The organism is Bradyrhizobium sp., from assembly GCF_019244115.1.
In the GTDB taxonomy this organism is placed as follows: Bacteria; Pseudomonadota; Alphaproteobacteria; order Rhizobiales; family Xanthobacteraceae; genus Bradyrhizobium.
This window is the reverse complement of the sequence record NZ_JAFATE010000822.1, coordinates 1-15853: the sequence shown is the minus strand read 5'-3', so window position 1 is coordinate 15853 and position 15853 is coordinate 1. Positions and strand designations below refer to the sequence as shown.

The following is a 15853-nucleotide window of genomic DNA, read 5'->3' as shown; positions in this document are numbered from 1 at the left end:
CTGCGCGATCACGAGCTTTCTTTCTACGCCGCCGAATATGAACGGACCGGCTTTCAGGGCGGCCTGCAATGGTACCGCTGCGGCACGTCAGGCGTATTCGACGCCGAACTTCAGATCTGGTCCGGCCGCACCATCGACGTCCCCTCCGCGTTCATCTCGGGACGACAGGACTGGGGCACCTATCAGCGGCCCGGCATATTCGAAGCGATGCAGACGAGAGCCTGTACACGGATGCTGCTTTGCGAACTGATCGATGGCGCGGGGCATTGGGTGCAGCAGGAGCAGGGTGCGGAGGTAAGCAGGCTCTTGCTGCAGTTCTTGGTTGCAAATCATGCGCGATGATCCGCGCTGATAGCAATTCGAGCAGATTCGCAAAGCCACCGCCTTTTCAGGGGAACCTTCGAACGCCGGCTGTGTTTGCCTGAGCACTTTTGCCATCCGAGATTGGAGAACCTTAATGGAAAAGAAGATCGCCGGCGTTTTGGGAGCGGTGGCGGCGCTCAGCACCTTGACCGCCGCACAGGCCGCGCCCACTGACGTGTTGCGGGCCAATTCCTACGCCGAGCTGTTGAACCCGATCCCGGATGCGGCGGCGCAGCTGAAAGTGCTCAACGAGCGCGAAGCCTCACAGCCGGCCGAACAGGAGAAAACCCTGCGGCTCGCCTATCATCACCACCATCATCATCACCATCACCGGGCCTATTTCCGCTCGCGGGTCATCGTGGTGCCGCACCGCCATTATCACCATCACCACCATCATCATCATCATCATCACTACCACCACCATCATCATCATCACTACTGAGGAACGGCAAATCGGTCCGCAGGAAAGGCTCGGAGCCAGTGCTTCGGAGCCCTTCCGCTGCTTGCTCGACACGACGTCGTCATGGAACCGGCTTCGTGCCGCCACCATCACGCGCGCGGGCCGTCCCATTCACATCCCATTCAGCGGCTGTCCCCGAGAATGCGATGGTCAACAAAGCATGCGTTCGCCCGAGGCGGTCGCGCATGACTGGAGGAGAGGATCATGGACAAGAAACTTGTAGGACTCCTTGGCGCAGTGGCAACGCTCGGCGCGATGCATGCGGCGCAAGCAGGGGCGTCGCCGGCCGATGTCCTGCAGGCGAATTCCTTCGCCGAGTTGCTGGCGCCGATCCCGAACGCCGCGGCACAGCTGAAGGCGCTCGACGAGCACCAGGCCTCACAGCCTGCCGAGGCCAAGGTGGAGCTCGCGCAGTACTACGTGCCGTACTACCATCATCACCACCATCATCATCATCACCACCACCACGCGTTCTATCCAAGATACTATGGCGATGAGGTCGTGGTCGTGCCGCGCTACCGCCGCTTCTATCACCACCACCATCATCATCATCACCATCATCACCACGGCTTCTATCGCTATTATTGAGTCGCGGCGTTTTTGGCTGATTGCAATCAACGAAAGAACTCCGGCGCGCCGGCGCCGGAGTTCTTTTGCTTTCTGCTGAGAGTTCCTCAGCCCTGCCGGGCCTTGTCCTTGGCCGCGCGGTGCAGGTGGCGATAGGTGCCGTCGAACACGGTGTCGGTCGAGGAGATCCATTCAGTCTCCGCCGATAGCGTCGGCCGGGCGGCATGAATGCGCCGCGCCTGCAGTTCGCGCTCGGCGGCCTCCTCCTCGCCCATCGGCTCGAGCTCGAACTGCGCTTCCTCGGGGATCACGATCACCTGCGCAAACGGCTCGCCGGGCCGGAAGATATGGGTGCGGCCCTCGTCCGGCGACTTGAACACGCAGAAGAACAGCATCGGCCACCAGTTGCGGATCAGGGCCGGCACCGCGATCGGCACCGTGCCGGTGCGGTCGGCATAGAACCGCGGATGCGGTTCGGTGCGGATCGCAAATCCCTTTTCGACCTTGAGGTCGAGCAGGATCTGGTAGGTGTAGAAATTGTCGCCGAAACTGCGGAATGGCGGCCACTGCACGCCGCTGTCGGGCGGCTCGCCCCAGTCGCCGGACAGCACCAGGCGTCCATCCGTGGTCGTGACATGCAGCTCGTTGTCATAAGGATAGAACAGCTCGATGCCGTACTGCGCGCCTTCCGAAAACGGCACGCAATGCCAGACCTGCTCATGGGATCCGCTGGTGCGCGGCTCACGCGTGCCCGCCCAGCCGGGAATCTCGAGCCTGGTCCGGCGTGGCGCCAGCCGTGGATCGTTGAGGCGATATTTGACCTTGTGCATGAAAACTCCGCATCGACGGGCGCGAGCAATGATCTAAAAGCGTGGATGTGGTCTTCCGAAAGATCAAGCTCGAACGCAAGCGCGATGGCAATCCAATCTCGCGCTTCGGCAAACCCAAACCGAGATTCCTGCATTCGGTTCCCAATGTTGCCGTATAAAGTCCTCAAGCGTGCGCGAAGCACGGTTTGACCCGACGCAGTCCAGTCACTATAAAACTTAGAAACATTCTAAAAAATCACACAATCCGGGGCCCTGATGAAGAATTTCGCGGACTTGAGCGAGCGCGAAGTGCTGGCGATCGCGATCGCGGCGGAAGAGGAAGATAGCCGAATCTATGCGACTTTCGCCGAAGACCTTGCGGAGCGCTATCCCGACTCGGCAAAACTGTTCGAGCAGATGGCCGAGGAGGAGAAGAGCCACCGGCACATGCTGCTGGAGATGTATGAAAAGCGTTTTGGCCCCAATCTCCCGCCGATCCGCCGCGAGGACGTCAAGGGATTCTTTCGCCGCCGCCCGATCTGGTTGACCAAGAACCTGTCGCTGGACACCATCCGCCGCGAAGTCGGAACCATGGAATTCCAGGCCGAGCGGTTCTACGTGAAGGCGGCCGAGCAGGCCAAGGATGTCGGGATGCGGCGGCTGCTCGTCGATCTCGCCGAGGCCGAACGCGGCCATGAGCGTTTCGCCGCCGATCTGACCGACAAGATTCTCAAACCCGACGTGCGCGCCGCCGAGGACGAGACGCGGCGGCGCATTTTTGTATTGCAGTACGTCCAGCCCGGTCTGGCCGGGTTGATGGACGGCTCGGTGTCGACGCTCGCACCGCTGTTCGCGGCAGCGTTTGCGACACATCAGAACTGGCAGACATTTCTGGTCGGCCTTGCCGCCTCGATCGGCGCCGGTATCAGCATGGGCTTTGCCGAGGCGCTGTCCGACGACGGATCGCTCACCGGGCGCGGATCGCCATGGCTGCGCGGCCTGACCTGCGGGCTGATGACCACCGTCGGCGGCCTCGGCCACACCGCACCCTATCTGGTCCCCGACACCTGGCCGAACGCGTTCTGGATCGCGACTGCGATCGCCGGCATCGTCGTGTTCTTCGAATTGTGGGCGATCGCCTATATCCGCGCGCGCTACATGGACACGCCGTTCCTGCAGGCCGTGTTCCAGATCGTGCTGGGCGGCGTCATCGTGCTCGGGGTCGGGATATTGATCGGCGCCGCTTGAACGGTCGGCACGACGGCTTCGTCGTGCAGCAATCGCCATCAAGCGCTCTTGCAACCAAAAGCTAAACTCTTCAACATCGGACTCGTTTCGACACGAAAGATGTGGGGAGTACGCCTTGGGTCAGTCGACATGGAGTTTCAAGACCGCGGTGGAATTGTCGGCCGCGCTGAAGGCCAAAAAGATTTCCGCCGTCGAGCTCGCGCGGGACGCGATCGGCCGTATCGAGCGGCATGACGATAAGATCAACGCGATCTGCGTGCGCGATTTCGAGCGCGCGCTAGAGGCCGCACGCGAGGCCGACGCCGCGCTTGCGCGCGGCGAGACCGAACCGCTGCTCGGCATTCCGCTGACGGTGAAAGAGTCCTACAATATCGCCGGGCTGCCGACGACCTGGGGCATTCCGACACAAAAGGATTTTATCGCCGCCGAAGACGCACTGGCGGTGACCCGCGTCAGGGACGCCGGCGGGGTGATTCTGGGCAAGACCAACGTACCGCTCGGGCTCGGCGACTGGCAGAGCTACAACGAGATCTACGGCGTCACCAAAAACCCCTTCGACCTCGGTCGCACGCCCGGCGGATCGTCGGGAGGTTCCTCGGCGGCGCTCGCCGCGGGCTATGGCCCGCTGTCGCTCGGCTCCGATATCGGCGGTTCGCTGCGCGTGCCGGCGTTTCATTGCGGCGTCTATGCCCACAAGCCGACCTTCGCGCTGGCGCCATCCCGCGGCCACACCCCGCCGCCGTTCCAGCCGCTGCCGCTCGACCGCGACCTCGCCGTGATCGGGCCGATGGCGCGGTCGGCCGCCGATCTGTCGCTGCTGCTCGACGTCATCGCGGGCCCGGATCCGCTCGAAGCCGGCAAGGCCTACCGGCTCGAACTGCCGCCGCCCCGCCATCACGCCTTAAAGGATTTTCGCGTGCTGGTGATCGACAGCGATCCGCTGTTGCCGACCGACAGGTCCGTGCGCGGCGCGATCGAGAAGCTGGCCCTTGATCTCGGCAAGGCCGGCGTGACGGTTGCCCGCACCAGCCCGCTGCTGCCCGACTTCGCGGCCTCGAGCCGGCTCTACATGCGCATGCTGATGTCGTTTCTGGGCGCCAATTTCCCGGTAGACGTCTATCAGGGCGCGCAGACCGGAGCCGCAAACCTCTCGCCCGACGACCGCAGCCTCGCCGCCGAGCGGCTGCGCGGCATCGTGCTCAGCCACCGTGACTGGGTGATGGCCGAAGGCGGCCGCGCCCATCTCAGGGCGCAGTGGCGAAAGCTGTTCGAGACGTTTGACGCCGTGATCTGCCCGATTATGCCGACACCGGCCTATCCCCATGACCACTCGCCGGAGCAGGAGAAGCGCAAGATCATGATCGATGAGGCCGATCACGTCTATGCCGACCAGCTCGCCTGGCCCGGCGTGGCGACGCTTCCTGGCCTGCCCGCCACCGCCATTCCGCTCGGCCTCTCGGCGGACGGACTTCCGGTCGGCGTGCAGATCGTCGGGCCGTTTCTCGAAGACCGCACGCCGCTAAAACTCGCCGAACTGATCGAGCGTGAATTCGGCGGCTTCATTCCGCCGCCGATGTTCGCGGATTGATTTTATCGTCATTGCGAGGAGCGTGCACCGGGGAACCTCGAGATTCCGGGGTCGATGTCTCGCATCGCTCCGGAATGACGCTGCAAATGATGCGACGCAAAGCGGGAGAAGGCCCATGGACCAAGATCTCGAACAACTGACCGCGCTCAACCGCGACTATGTCGCCTCGGTGCAAAACTCCGACGTCAGGCGCTTCGACGAAATTTTGGCGCCCGACTTCTATTGCTCCAATCCCGACAAGAGCCTGGTCGACCGTGCTGCCTTTTTGACGCAGACGGCGCAGCCGGTCGCGATCAAGAATCTCGAAGCCCACGACGTCAAGATCCGCGTGCTCGGCGATTTCGCCATCATCCATGCCGCGACGCGCTACACGACGCCGGACGGCAAGGAAGCGCATGGCCGCTACACCGATTGCTGGGCGCGGCTGAACGGCCAATGGCTCGCAGTGTCGGCGCACGTGTCGCGGTGACCCAGACTTCTGTTGTCGCACCGGCCTTGTGCGCAATTGCGCGCTGGAGCCGGGACCCATACCGCGGAATCTCGCGGCGGCGTCGTACTGCCGGTCGTCGCAACAACGAAGGCCTGGGGTTATGGGTCCCGGCTCTGCGCTCGCCGGTCGAGCGCCTAGACGCCGCTCGGGCTCGCTTGGCCGGGACGACAGAACTCAGAAGACGATCACGCTGCGCACGGTCTTGCCGGCCTTCATGTTGGCAAAGCCCTCGTTGATCTCGGAGAGTGTCAGCTTGGCCGAGATCCAGTCCTCCAGATGCAGCTTGCCGCGCAGGTAGAACTCGACCAGCCGCGGCATGTCGACGCGGAAATGGTTCGAGCCCATCGACGAGCCCTGGATCCGGCGTTCCCGCAAAAAATCGAAGCCGTGCAGCTCGATCTTCTGCCCGAACGGGATCATGCCGACGACGGTCGCGGTGCCGCCGGGCGCCAGCATCGCAAACGCCTGCTCGGCGGTTTCCTTCCGGCCCAGCACCTCCAAGGCGTGATGCACGCCGCCCTTTGTGAGCTCGCGCACCTGCTGCACCACATCGCCGTTCGCCGGATCGATGATGTCGGTGGCTCCCAGCTTGGTCGCAAGCTGCAGCTTGGCCGGATTGGTGTCGATCGCGATGATACGGCCGGCACCGGCGATCTCGGCGCCGTTGATCGCGGCCATGCCGACGCCGCCGCAGCCGATAACCGCGACCGTCTCGCCCGGTGCGACCTTCGCGGTGTTCGCGACCGCGCCATAGCCGGTGACGACGCCGCAGCCGATCAGGGCGGCGAGGTCGAGTGGCATGTCCGGCCTGATTTTGACGATCGCATTCTCGTGCACCAGCATCTGCTCGGCGAAAGAGGAGAGGTTGAGAAACTGATTGAGTTTTTCGTCGCGCGCCCATGACAGGCGGTTGGAAACGCCGGGCAGCATCTTCACCGTGGTGTCGGTGCACAGCACCGGCCGGCCGGTGGTGCAGTTCTCGCAGGTGCCGCAGAACACCGACAGACAGGTCACGACGTGATCGCCCGGCTTCACATAGGTGACGTCGGCGCCGACCTGTTCGACCACGCCGGCCGATTCATGGCCGAGCACGGCCGGCAGCGGATGCGGATAGAGTCCCTCCATGAAATGCAGGTCGGAATGGCAGAGTCCGGCGACCGAGGTGCGGATCAGGACCTCGCGCGGACCTGGCTTCTGCAGCGACACGTCCTCGATGACGAGCGGCTTGTTGACTTCCATCAGGACGGCGGCCTTCATGGGTGTTTCCTCGTTTGTTATGGTTTGGACCTTTTTTGTCGAAAAATGCCCGGTCCACCTCTCGCCGGGTTGACAAATGAACCGCGTGCGTGGCGGGAAGCCTACGCTGCATCGGGCAGTTCGCCAACCGGGCAATCATCGCCGCGCTTGCGCAATGCCCAGGCGGAATACGAGAATTCGCAAAGCTGCCCGTCATCCCGCTCGTGGTGACGGCGGAGGGGGTTGGCCTCCTGGTCCACCCCGATCATCAGCCGATGGATGAACTCCAGCCGGAGCCATGGGCTCACCCGGCCGACGCGGTCGCCCGCTTTGTTTCAATCCTGATCGAGGCGTTCGGCGACGAGTGGGGCGAATGATCCAGAAGCCGCAAAAATGTCCTGTGCGTTCGCTCAACATGCTGCGCACGAAATATGCTGCTGTGGCTGAAAAGACAGCACGCGATCCCATTCTCGAAGCCGCCGGTTGCCTTGCCGGCTTGCGCGTATAGATATGAGATTGACTTGGAGCTTATCACGGCGGGACCGATATCGAGGACCACACCCATGGACATCCCGAGTTACACCACAGCCCTGATCGTGGGCGCCGGTGAAGGCCTCTCCGCCTCGCTGGCGCGACGCTTCGCAAAGGAAAAGATCAAGGTCGCGCTCGCCGCGCGCAAGATCGAGAAGCTGGGGGCGCTGTGCAACGAGACCGGCGCCCGCGCTTTTGCCTGCGACGCCACCAATGCGGAGGAGGTCGAACGCCTGTTCGGCCTGGTCGAGCGCGAGATCGCCAGTCCCGATATCGTGGTCTACAACGCCAGCGCCCGCGCGCGCGGCGCTTTCATCGATCTCGTGCCGGCCGAAGTCGCGCAGTCGATCGCGGTGAGCGCCTTCGGCGGCTTCCTGGTGGCGCAACAGGCCGCGATCCGGATGCTGCAGAACAAGCGCGGCGCCATCCTGTTCACGGGCGCATCGGCGAGCGTCAAGGGCTATGCACAGTCGGCGCCGTTCGCGATGGGCAAGTTCGCGCTGCGCGGCCTCGCCCAGAGCATGGCGCGGGAACTCAGCCCGCAGGGCATCCATGTCGCGCATTTCGTCATTGACGGCGGCATCCGCAGCGCGACCCGCACGGAAGCCGCGGACCGCCCGGATTCGATGCTCGATCCCGATGCGATCGCGGAAAACTATTGGAATGTGCTGCAGCAGCCGCGCAGCACCTGGAGCTGGGAACTGGAACTGCGGCCCTGGGTGGAGAAGTTTTGAGGATGTCGTAGGGTGGGGCAAAGCGTAGCGTGCCCACCGACTTGAATGCGTTGATGCAGCTTGGTGGGCTCGCTTCGCTTAGCCCACCCTACACATGGGAGCGGTATGATGAGCCACGCAGCGGCGATCGACGGCGAAACCAAAATCGACACCGGCGCCGACGAACTGCTCTGCGTTATCCGCGAGCGCGTCGCGATCATCACGCTGAACCGGCCCGAGGTGCGCAACGCGCTGTCCGACACGCTGACACCGGCGCTGCGCAGCATGATCAGGACCTGCGGCGAAGATCCGAACATTCATGCGCTGCTGCTCACCGGCGCCGGCAACGCGTTCTGCGCCGGCGGCAATGTCAAGGGCATGGGCGCGCACCGCGACGCGAACAAGGCTGCAATGTCCTTCGACGAAAAAGTCACGGATCTGCAGGAGCGGCAGCGGCTGCTCACCGGCGCGCTGGTCTTGGTGCGCAAGCCGACGATCGCCGCGCTGCCCGGCCCCGCGGTCGGCGCAGGCCTCGCGATTGCCATTGCGTGCGACATCCGGATTGCGGCACGATCGGCGTTCGTCTCGACCGGCTATCTGCGCGTCGGCTTGAGCGGCGACTACGGTATCGCGTGGCTGCTCACCCGCCTCGTCGGCACGGCGCGCGCCCGCGAGCTCATGTTCACAGCCGAGAAGGTCGACGCCGCGCGCTGCGAAGCGATCGGGCTCGTCAACCGCGTCGTGCCGGATGACAGATTGCAGGACGAGGCGTTTGCGCTGGCGAAATCGCTCGCCGAGGGCCCGACGCTCGCGCTGCGCTACATGAAGGACAACCTCGACGAGGCGCTGTCGTTCGATTTTGCGACCGCCCGCGACCACGAAGCCGAGCGGCTGATCCGCCTGACCACCACGGCTGATCACCGCGAGGCGGTGCAGGCCTTCATCGACAAGCGCAAGCCGGTGTTTCGGGGGAAGTGAAGCCCTCTGTTCGAGGGTCGGCACGTACACGCCGAACCGCGTTTTGGGAAATGCAAGCCATACTCTGAGGCCGTCATCACCCGCGAAAAACGGGTGATCCAGTACGCCGCGGCCTGTCAGCTCAGCACCGCGGTCTCTGGAATACGGAATCGCCCGGTCAAGCCGGGCGATGACAGCAGAATGAGTGGCTGCATCAGATAATCAACTCACCAGCCGGGCGGTTTGCGCCCGCGACGCCGCGGCGATCCGCCAGCTCGCGCAGGGAACGTCCTCCGCCTCGACCGCGAGCGGTTTCGTGATCCGCACCAGCTTCCAGTCATGCGGATGCCGGGTCAGCTCAAACCCGGCCTTGCGCGCCACCGCAATCATCCTGCCGTTGCTGCGCAGCGTGTCGCCGATCAGACTCTTCGCCCCGAACGCCGCCGCGCGGCATTCAAGATTTTTGAGCAGCGCCGGTCCGATGCCGTGACCATGCCAGCGGTCGGCGACCGAGATGCCGAACTCCACGCTTTGGCTGTCTGCATGAAAGATGTAGCGCGCCTCGCCGACGATGGTTTCGAGGCCATCGATCGCCATGGCGCCGATCACGGTAAACCCGTCGGCCGGGCTGATATGCGTGAAGCGGTCGAGCAGCGCCTTCGGCAGTTCGCCCAGCGCACCGAAGAAACGGTTGTACCGCGAGGCGCTCGACAGCCCGCGGACGTAGTGCTGCAACGCCTCGGCGTCGGCCGGCTCGACAAAACGCAGCGCCAAACGATCGCCGCGGCGGGTGTAGAGGATGTCGGAATAGTGGCCGAGATCGTCCAGGCGCAGCGCGTTCATGGCACCCTCCTCCGCCTCAAAAATTTGGCCGGCGTCCTTCCTGAGAAGCGACGCCGGCGGCGCATGACCGGCCACGGTCGGGATCACCGGGCGCACGGTCCCTGCGCGGATCTCGTCAGGCCCGCCAGAAGGGCTTGTCGACCTCTTCGGCGACGTCGCTCCAGGAGCGGCCGATGTCGTGCAGGTCGCGATCCGACCAGCGCGCCAGCTCGCGCCGGCTCTGGTAGCGCTGCCGCCAGACATGGAGGGTCTCGCTGAGGCGGCCGAGCACCCCCGCATCATGATGATTTGTCATCGAAATTTGTGAGTAGGTAGACATGTTCGATTCCCACAGCTATCTCTTGGCTGCAAATATCTGCCTGTTGTGGCAGCGCCGCAAACGACACTTTGTACCGCTTCGGATGATATAAATTCATGCGATTGGAGCCCGCCGGATGACCGCGAGACTGCCGTCCCTGAATGGCCTCAGGGCGTTCGAGGCCGCGGCAAGGCACTTGAGCTTCACCCGCGCCGCATCCGAGCTGAACGTCACGCAGACCGCGATCAGCCACCAGATCAAGCGGCTGGAGGAAGAGCTCGGGGTGCGCCTGTTCGTGCGGCAGAACCGGGCGCTGGAGCTGACGACGGAGGCGCGCGACTATCTTCCCGGCATCCGCGCTGCGTTCAACGACCTCCGCCTCGCGACCGACCGCCTGCTGCAGAAGGGCAACGACAACGTGCTGACGATCTCGACGATCGCCTCGTTCGCCGCCAAATGGCTGCTGCCGCGCCTGGGGACGTTCCAGGAGGCGCATCCGGAGATCGACGTGCACATCACGACGTCATCCAGCCTGGTCGACTTCACCCGCGACAATGTCGATGCCGCGATCCGCTATGGCCGCGGCCAGTGGCCCGGGGTGCGCTCGGCATGGCTGATGGCGGACGAGATGTTTCCGGTGTGCAGCCCGGCGCTGCTCAAGGGCAAGCGCCCGCTGCGGCAGCCCGAGGACATCAGGCACCATACGCTGCTGCACACATCGAGCTTCGACGACGACTGGCGGCAATGGCTCACCGCGGCCGGCCTGCCGCTCGACATGCTTGGGCAACGCGGCGTGTCGTTCGACATGATCTTCATGACCGTGCAGGCGGCGATCGACGGATCAGGTATCGCGATGGGCCGCACCAGCTACGTGCGGGACGACGTTGCCAAGGGCCGGCTGGTGGTTCCCTTCGACATCGCATTGCCGGCGGACGCCGGCTTCTATCTCGTCTCGCCGGAAGGCGGGATCGAGCGGCCCAAGCTCAGGGCGTTCCGGGAATGGCTGGCCGCCTCGACCAGGGGCCAATCGTAAGGGCGTAATTTGGGCGGTTGATCCCGCAGCGCAAATCCCGCTGTCAGCGCGTTTTCGGGGTTGGTCCGGCCGTGCCGGCATGCGAAAGAGATTTTGGAGAACCAACAACAACAACAACAGCGGCCGGCACAAATTCGCGCCGGGCGCATGACAGACGGGGAGAACGCGAAACGTGTCACAGACGACGACCCAGGGAACGCCACAGATCAAGTCGCGCATCGGTGCCATCCTGCGCGCGACCAGCGGCAATTTCCTCGAGCAGTTTGACTTCTTTCTGTTCGGCTTCTACGCCAGCGCGATCGCAAAAGCGTTCTTCCCGTCCGAGAACGAGACCGCGGCGCTCCTCAACACCTTCGGCGTGTTCTGGCTCGGCGCGCTGATGCGCCCGGTGGGCGCGATCGTGCTCGGCGCCTATATCGACCGGATCGGCCGCCGGCAGGGGCTCATCGTCACGCTCACTATCATGGCCTTCGGCACCGTCGTCATCGCCTTCTGCCCGAGCTACGCGACGATCGGGGTCGCGGCGCCGGTGATCGTGCTGCTTGGCCGGCTGCTGCAGGGCTTTTCGGCCGGCGTCGAACTCGGCGGCGTGTCGGTCTATCTCGCCGAGATTTCGACGCCCGGCAATCGCGGTTTCTACACTTCGTTTCAGTCATCGAGTCAACAGGTCGCGATCTTCGTCGCCGCGATCATCGGCTTCGTCCTGAGCGAGTCGATGCCGGCGGAGACCGTCGCGGCCTGGGGCTGGCGCATTCCTTTCTTCATCGGCTGCTTGATCATCCCGGTTATCTTCTTCCTACGGCGGACGCTGGAGGAAACGCCGGAGTTTTTGGCGATGAAGAAGCACCCGACCGCGAGCGAGGTCTTTGCCTCGGCGATCGCGAACTGGCGCATCGTCATCCTCGGCATGATGATCGCAGTCCTGACCACCACGACCTTCTACTTCATCACCGTCTATACGCCGACCTTCGGCAAGACCGTGCTGAAGCTGTCCGCGCAGGACGCGCTGCTGGTGACTCTTTTGGTCGCAGTGACCAATTTCATCTGGAATCCGGTAGGCGGCGCAGTCTCCGACCGGATCGGCCGCAAGCCCGTTCTGGTGACGATTGCGGGCCTCTCGTTCTTGACGGCCTATCCCGCCCTGCACTGGTTAGTCTCCGATCCGAGCTTCGGCAAGCTGCTGGCCGTGCAAATGATGTTCTCGTTCTACTTCGGCACTTATAGTGGAACGATGCTGGGCGCGCTGGTCGAAATCGTGCCCAAGCACGTGCGCACCACCTGCTTCTCGCTTGCCTTTGCGCTCGCCGCGGCGCTGTTCGGCACCTTCACCCCGTTCGCATCGACCTGGCTGATCCAGCAGACCGGCGACAAGGCCTCGCCCTGCTACTGGCTCATGTTCGGCGCAACGCTCGGCATCATCGCGGCGCTAACCGTCTATCGCGGCGGCAAGACCATCGCCGTGCAGGATACGGTCGCCGCCTGAGTGCGTCCACCCACGGCGCCGGCCGGCCGCATCCGGTCGGCGCCCGTTCCGATGTCCATGCCAAGACCATAAGCAAGACGGCGAACCCGCATGCTCGACCTCTCGCGCAAATTCGACGTGCTGGTGATCGGCGGCGGCAATGCGGCGCTGTGCGCCGCGATCAGCGCCAAGCGGCTCGGCGCCGATGTTCTGGTGCTGGAAGGCGCGCCAAAATTCTATCGCGGCGGCAATACCCGCCACACCCGTAACATGCGCTGCGCCCATGACGCGGCGACCGAGATCTTGACCGGTCCCTACACCGAAGACGAGTTCTTCGAAGACCTGCTGCGCGTCACCGAGGGCAATACCGACCAGGAGCTCGCGCGACTGATGATCCGCGAGTCCAAGGACATTTTGACCTGGATCGTGGAGCAAGGCGTGCGCTGGCAGCCCTCGCTCGGCGGCACGCTGAGCCTCGGCCGCACCAACTCCTTTTTCCTCGGCGGCGGACGGGCAATGCTGAACGCGCTCTATCGCACCGCCGAGGCGCTCGGCGTCGAGATCCTCTACGACGCCGAAGTGGTCGATCTCGATATCAAGGATGGCATGTTCCTGTCGGCGACGTTCAAGCAAGACCACGGCCGGGCCAGCGCAAAGGCGGCGACGCTGGTCGCAGCGGCCGGCGGTTTCGAGGCCAATATCGAATGGCTCAAAGAGTCCTGGGGCGAGGCAGCGGACAATTTCCTGATCCGCGGCACACCCTATAATCGGGGCTCGGTGCTAAAAATGCTGCTGGGTAAGGGCGTACAGGAGATCGGCGATCCGACGCAATGTCACGCCGTCGCGATCGACGCGCGAGCGCCGAAATTCGACGGCGGCATCATCACCCGTCATGACTCGGTCGTGTTCGGCATCGTCGTCAACAAGAACGCAGAGCGCTTCTACGACGAGGGCGAGGACATCTGGCCAAAACGCTATGCGATCTGGGGCCGCTTGGTGGCCGCGCAGCCCGGCCAGATCGCCTACATCATCTTCGACGCCAGCGTGCGCAACAGTTTCATGCCGACGCTGTTTCCACCAATCGAGGGCGGCACGATCGGCGAACTCGCCCCAAAACTCGAGCTCGATCCGGCCGCGTTGGAAAAGACCATTGCCAGCTTCAACGCCGCGGTGCGGCCGGGGACGTTCGACCATACCATTCTCGACGATTGCCGCACCGAGGGCTTGACACCACCGAAGAGCCATTGGGCGCGCAAGATCGAGACGCCGCCCTTTCTCGCCTATCCGGTGCGCCCCGGCATCACCTTCACCTATCTGGGGACGCGCGTGAACAAGCAGGCGCGCCTGCTGATGACGGATGGTCGGCCCTCGGTCAACATGTTCGCGGCCGGTGAGATCATGGCCGGCAATGTGCTCGGCAAGGGCTATGCGGCCGGCATGGGCATGACCATCGGCAGCGTATTCGGGCGCATCGCCGGACGGGAAGCAGCAAGACATGCCACGAGCTAAAATCCTTGCCGAAGCCGACCGCCTGATGACGGTCTGCAACTCCTGCCGTTATTGCGAGGGGCTGTGCGCCGTCTTCCCCGCCATGGAGATGCGCCGCGCCTTTTCCGACGGCGACCTCAACTATCTCGCCAATCTCTGTCATGCCTGCGGCGCCTGCTATGCTGATTGCCAGTTCTCCCCGCCGCACGAGTTCAACGTCAATGTCCCCCGGACGCTCGCGATCGCGCGCAACAATTCGTGGCGCGCCTATGCGTGGCCGCAGGCTTTCGCCGGCCTGTTCGCGCGCAACGGCGTCGCGATCAGCATCATTGCGGCGCTGTCGGTCGCGATCTTCATCTTCGGCTTTGCGGCCCTCACCGATCACGAGGTTCTGGTCGGCGTTCATACCGGTCCTGGCGCGTTCTACGCGCTGATGCCGCACAATGCGATGGCCGCCCTGTTTGGCGCCGCGTTTCTCTACGCGATCCTGGCCTGCGTCATGGGGATGCGCGCATTCTGGCGCGACATCGGCGCGCCGGCGGGCATGACGACGGACACGGCCTCGCTCTGGCAGGCGGCCAAGGATGCCTGCACCTTGCGCTATCTGGATGGCGGCGGGGTCGGCTGCTTCAACGAGGACGACCAGCCGACCGACCGGCGCCGGATCGATCATCACTTCACCTTCTACGGTTTTCTGCTCTGCTTCGCGGCCACTTCGGTTGCCACGCTGTACCATTATCTGCTGGCGCGCGAGGCGCCCTATCCCTGGTGGGACCTGCCGGTCGTGCTCGGCACGCTCGGCGGCATCGCCCTGGTCATTGGACCAATCGGCCTGCTGCTTGCGAAATCGCAGCGCGATCCCGTGCTGGTCGATTCCGCGCGGAGCGGAATGGATGTCGCCTTCATCCTGATGCTGCTCCTGACCAGCGTCACGGGGCTGGCGCTGCTGCTGCTGCGCGACACCGCCGTGATGGGGCCGCTGCTCGCGCTGCATCTCGGCGTGGTCTTCGCGCTGTTCATTACCCTGCCCTACGGCAAGTTCGTGCACGGGCTCTATCGCTTTGTCGCCCTGGTGCGCTATGCGCTGGAGCGGCGCGCGATGGCGCCGGGCGCGGCGACGGAGTAGCCGTCGAGAGTCTGTCCTTCATCATTCCGGGGAGCGCGTCGGCGCGAACCCGGAATGACGAATGTGGGCTACAACTCAACCACCACATAATTGCTCTCGACCGCGACCTTGATGGTTTCCGCGACGTAAGGCCCTTTCACCACGGCCGACCCCGCCTCGACATGCGCCGGGTAAGCCTTGACGCGAAAGCGTCGGGGATCGCAGTAGGACTGGCCGGTGCGGACGTCGAACTCCCAGCCATGCCACGGGCAGCGGAGGATCTCGCCGAGCCGGGTGTATTCGACCTCGCCGGGATTTTTCGACTGCGCAAGCCCGATCAGCGGCCCCTCGCATAGCGCCGCGCCCTGGTGCGGGCAGCGGTTCAGAAGCCCGAAATACTCGCCCTTGATGTTGAACACCGCGATCGGCCGGCCGTCGATCTCGATGAATTTTCGGCTGCCCGGCGGCAGCTCCTCGACGGATGCAACGACATGACGTGTCATTGGTCAGGCTTCGGCGACGCCGTAGAGTTTTAGCGCGTTGCCGAGATAGAAGGCGTCGCGGTTCGCATCGCTCACGCCCGCCGGGAGCACCCGCGAGGGATCGTCAAAGTCCCAGTGCGGATAGTCGGTCGCGAACAGCAGCCGGTCCCAGCCGATCCA

The 15853-nt window shown here is 64.0% G+C and carries 20 protein-coding genes; 14 read left to right on the top strand and 6 right to left on the bottom strand.

What is annotated here, in order from left to right; genetic code table 11:
• From JOZ76_RS34960 to JOZ76_RS34950, 3 genes are all read left to right on the top strand, one after another.
• The coding region (locus JOZ76_RS34960) for an alpha/beta fold hydrolase (protein WP_291705932.1) at positions 1-342 on the top strand (342 nt) is incomplete at its 5' end.
• A gap of 115 nt (positions 343-457) precedes the next feature.
• Positions 458-805: a hypothetical protein gene (locus tag JOZ76_RS34955; RefSeq protein ID WP_291705931.1), complete on the top strand. Its 348-nt coding sequence runs from the start codon at positions 458-460 to the stop codon at positions 803-805.
• 222 nt (positions 806-1027) lie between these two features.
• A complete protein-coding gene (locus JOZ76_RS34950) occupies positions 1028-1411 on the top strand; it encodes a hypothetical protein (protein ID WP_291705930.1) in 384 nt (127 codons plus the stop codon).
• Between the two features lie 86 nt (positions 1412-1497).
• Here JOZ76_RS34950 and JOZ76_RS34945 read toward each other — a convergent pair whose 3' ends face one another.
• Positions 1498-2220, bottom strand: a complete 723-nt coding sequence (locus JOZ76_RS34945) for a hypothetical protein (protein ID WP_291705929.1) — start codon at positions 2218-2220, stop codon at positions 1498-1500.
• A 255-nt stretch (positions 2221-2475) separates the two neighbouring features.
• Between JOZ76_RS34945 and mbfA the strand changes: the two genes are divergently transcribed.
• The 3 genes from mbfA (at position 2476) to JOZ76_RS34930 (ending at position 5504) form a co-directional block, all read left to right on the top strand.
• Positions 2476-3447, top strand: coding sequence for an iron exporter MbfA (mbfA, locus tag JOZ76_RS34940; protein ID WP_291705928.1), 972 nt, complete (start codon positions 2476-2478; stop codon positions 3445-3447).
• A 115-nt stretch (positions 3448-3562) separates the two neighbouring features.
• The gene (locus JOZ76_RS34935; protein ID WP_291705927.1) at positions 3563-5035 is read left to right on the top strand and encodes an amidase; all 1473 of its coding nucleotides are present in this window, start codon (positions 3563-3565) and stop codon (positions 5033-5035) included.
• A gap of 115 nt (positions 5036-5150) precedes the next feature.
• On the top strand, positions 5151-5504 hold the full coding sequence (locus JOZ76_RS34930) for a nuclear transport factor 2 family protein (RefSeq protein ID WP_291705926.1): 354 nt from the start codon (positions 5151-5153) through the stop codon (positions 5502-5504).
• A gap of 195 nt (positions 5505-5699) precedes the next feature.
• Here the strand turns inward: JOZ76_RS34930 and JOZ76_RS34925 are convergent, their stop codons facing one another.
• Positions 5700-6782: a Zn-dependent alcohol dehydrogenase gene (locus tag JOZ76_RS34925; RefSeq protein WP_291705925.1), complete on the bottom strand. Its 1083-nt coding sequence runs from the start codon at positions 6780-6782 to the stop codon at positions 5700-5702.
• A gap of 89 nt (positions 6783-6871) precedes the next feature.
• Between JOZ76_RS34925 and JOZ76_RS34920 the strand changes: the two genes are divergently transcribed.
• The 4 genes from JOZ76_RS34920 (at position 6872) to JOZ76_RS34905 (ending at position 8983) form a co-directional block, all read left to right on the top strand.
• Positions 6872-7138 carry a hypothetical protein gene (locus tag JOZ76_RS34920; RefSeq protein ID WP_291705924.1) on the top strand — a complete coding sequence of 89 codons (267 nt, stop codon included), beginning with the start codon at positions 6872-6874 and terminating at the stop codon, positions 7136-7138.
• Entirely contained in the window at positions 7135-7269 is a 135-nt protein-coding gene (locus tag JOZ76_RS34915; RefSeq protein WP_291705923.1) for a hypothetical protein, read from the top strand. Before JOZ76_RS34920 ends, JOZ76_RS34915 begins: the two co-directional genes overlap by 4 nt.
• Positions 7270-7324: 55 nt before the next feature.
• Positions 7325-8026 carry an SDR family NAD(P)-dependent oxidoreductase gene (locus tag JOZ76_RS34910; RefSeq protein ID WP_291705922.1) on the top strand — a complete coding sequence of 234 codons (702 nt, stop codon included), beginning with the start codon at positions 7325-7327 and terminating at the stop codon, positions 8024-8026.
• A gap of 126 nt (positions 8027-8152) precedes the next feature.
• Complete coding sequence (locus JOZ76_RS34905; protein WP_291705934.1) at positions 8153-8983, top strand: enoyl-CoA hydratase; 831 nt, start codon at positions 8153-8155, stop codon at positions 8981-8983.
• Positions 8984-9184: 201 nt separating this feature from the next.
• On the opposite strand, the gene JOZ76_RS34900 is transcribed toward JOZ76_RS34905, so the two are convergent.
• Both JOZ76_RS34900 and JOZ76_RS34895 read right to left on the bottom strand, forming a co-directional pair.
• A complete protein-coding gene (locus JOZ76_RS34900) occupies positions 9185-9805 on the bottom strand; it encodes a GNAT family N-acetyltransferase (protein WP_291705921.1) in 621 nt (206 codons plus the stop codon).
• Positions 9806-9920: 115 nt separating this feature from the next.
• The gene (locus JOZ76_RS34895; RefSeq protein ID WP_291705920.1) at positions 9921-10124 is read right to left on the bottom strand and encodes a DUF1127 domain-containing protein; all 204 of its coding nucleotides are present in this window, start codon (positions 10122-10124) and stop codon (positions 9921-9923) included.
• A gap of 115 nt (positions 10125-10239) precedes the next feature.
• Between JOZ76_RS34895 and JOZ76_RS34890 the strand changes: the two genes are divergently transcribed.
• The 4 genes from JOZ76_RS34890 (at position 10240) to tcuB (ending at position 15212) form a co-directional block, all read left to right on the top strand.
• Positions 10240-11136 (top strand): transcriptional regulator GcvA, encoded by an 897-nt coding sequence (locus JOZ76_RS34890; protein WP_291705919.1) that lies wholly within the window; start codon positions 10240-10242, stop codon positions 11134-11136.
• A gap of 172 nt (positions 11137-11308) precedes the next feature.
• Complete coding sequence (locus tag JOZ76_RS34885; protein ID WP_291705918.1) at positions 11309-12619, top strand: MFS transporter; 1311 nt, start codon at positions 11309-11311, stop codon at positions 12617-12619.
• A gap of 90 nt (positions 12620-12709) precedes the next feature.
• Positions 12710-14107, top strand: a complete 1398-nt coding sequence (tcuA, locus tag JOZ76_RS34880) for an FAD-dependent tricarballylate dehydrogenase TcuA (protein ID WP_291705917.1) — start codon at positions 12710-12712, stop codon at positions 14105-14107.
• Entirely contained in the window at positions 14094-15212 is a 1119-nt protein-coding gene (gene tcuB, locus JOZ76_RS34875; protein WP_291705916.1) for a tricarballylate utilization 4Fe-4S protein TcuB, read from the top strand. The genes tcuA and tcuB overlap by 14 nt, the downstream gene beginning before the upstream one ends.
• A gap of 68 nt (positions 15213-15280) precedes the next feature.
• Here the strand turns inward: tcuB and JOZ76_RS34870 are convergent, their stop codons facing one another.
• Both JOZ76_RS34870 and JOZ76_RS34865 read right to left on the bottom strand, forming a co-directional pair.
• Positions 15281-15694: a Rieske (2Fe-2S) protein gene (locus JOZ76_RS34870; protein ID WP_291705915.1), complete on the bottom strand. Its 414-nt coding sequence runs from the start codon at positions 15692-15694 to the stop codon at positions 15281-15283.
• Positions 15695-15697: 3 nt separating this feature from the next.
• Positions 15698-15853 (bottom strand): amidohydrolase family protein (locus JOZ76_RS34865; protein ID WP_291705933.1); only part of this gene is annotated, 156 nt, incomplete at its 5' end.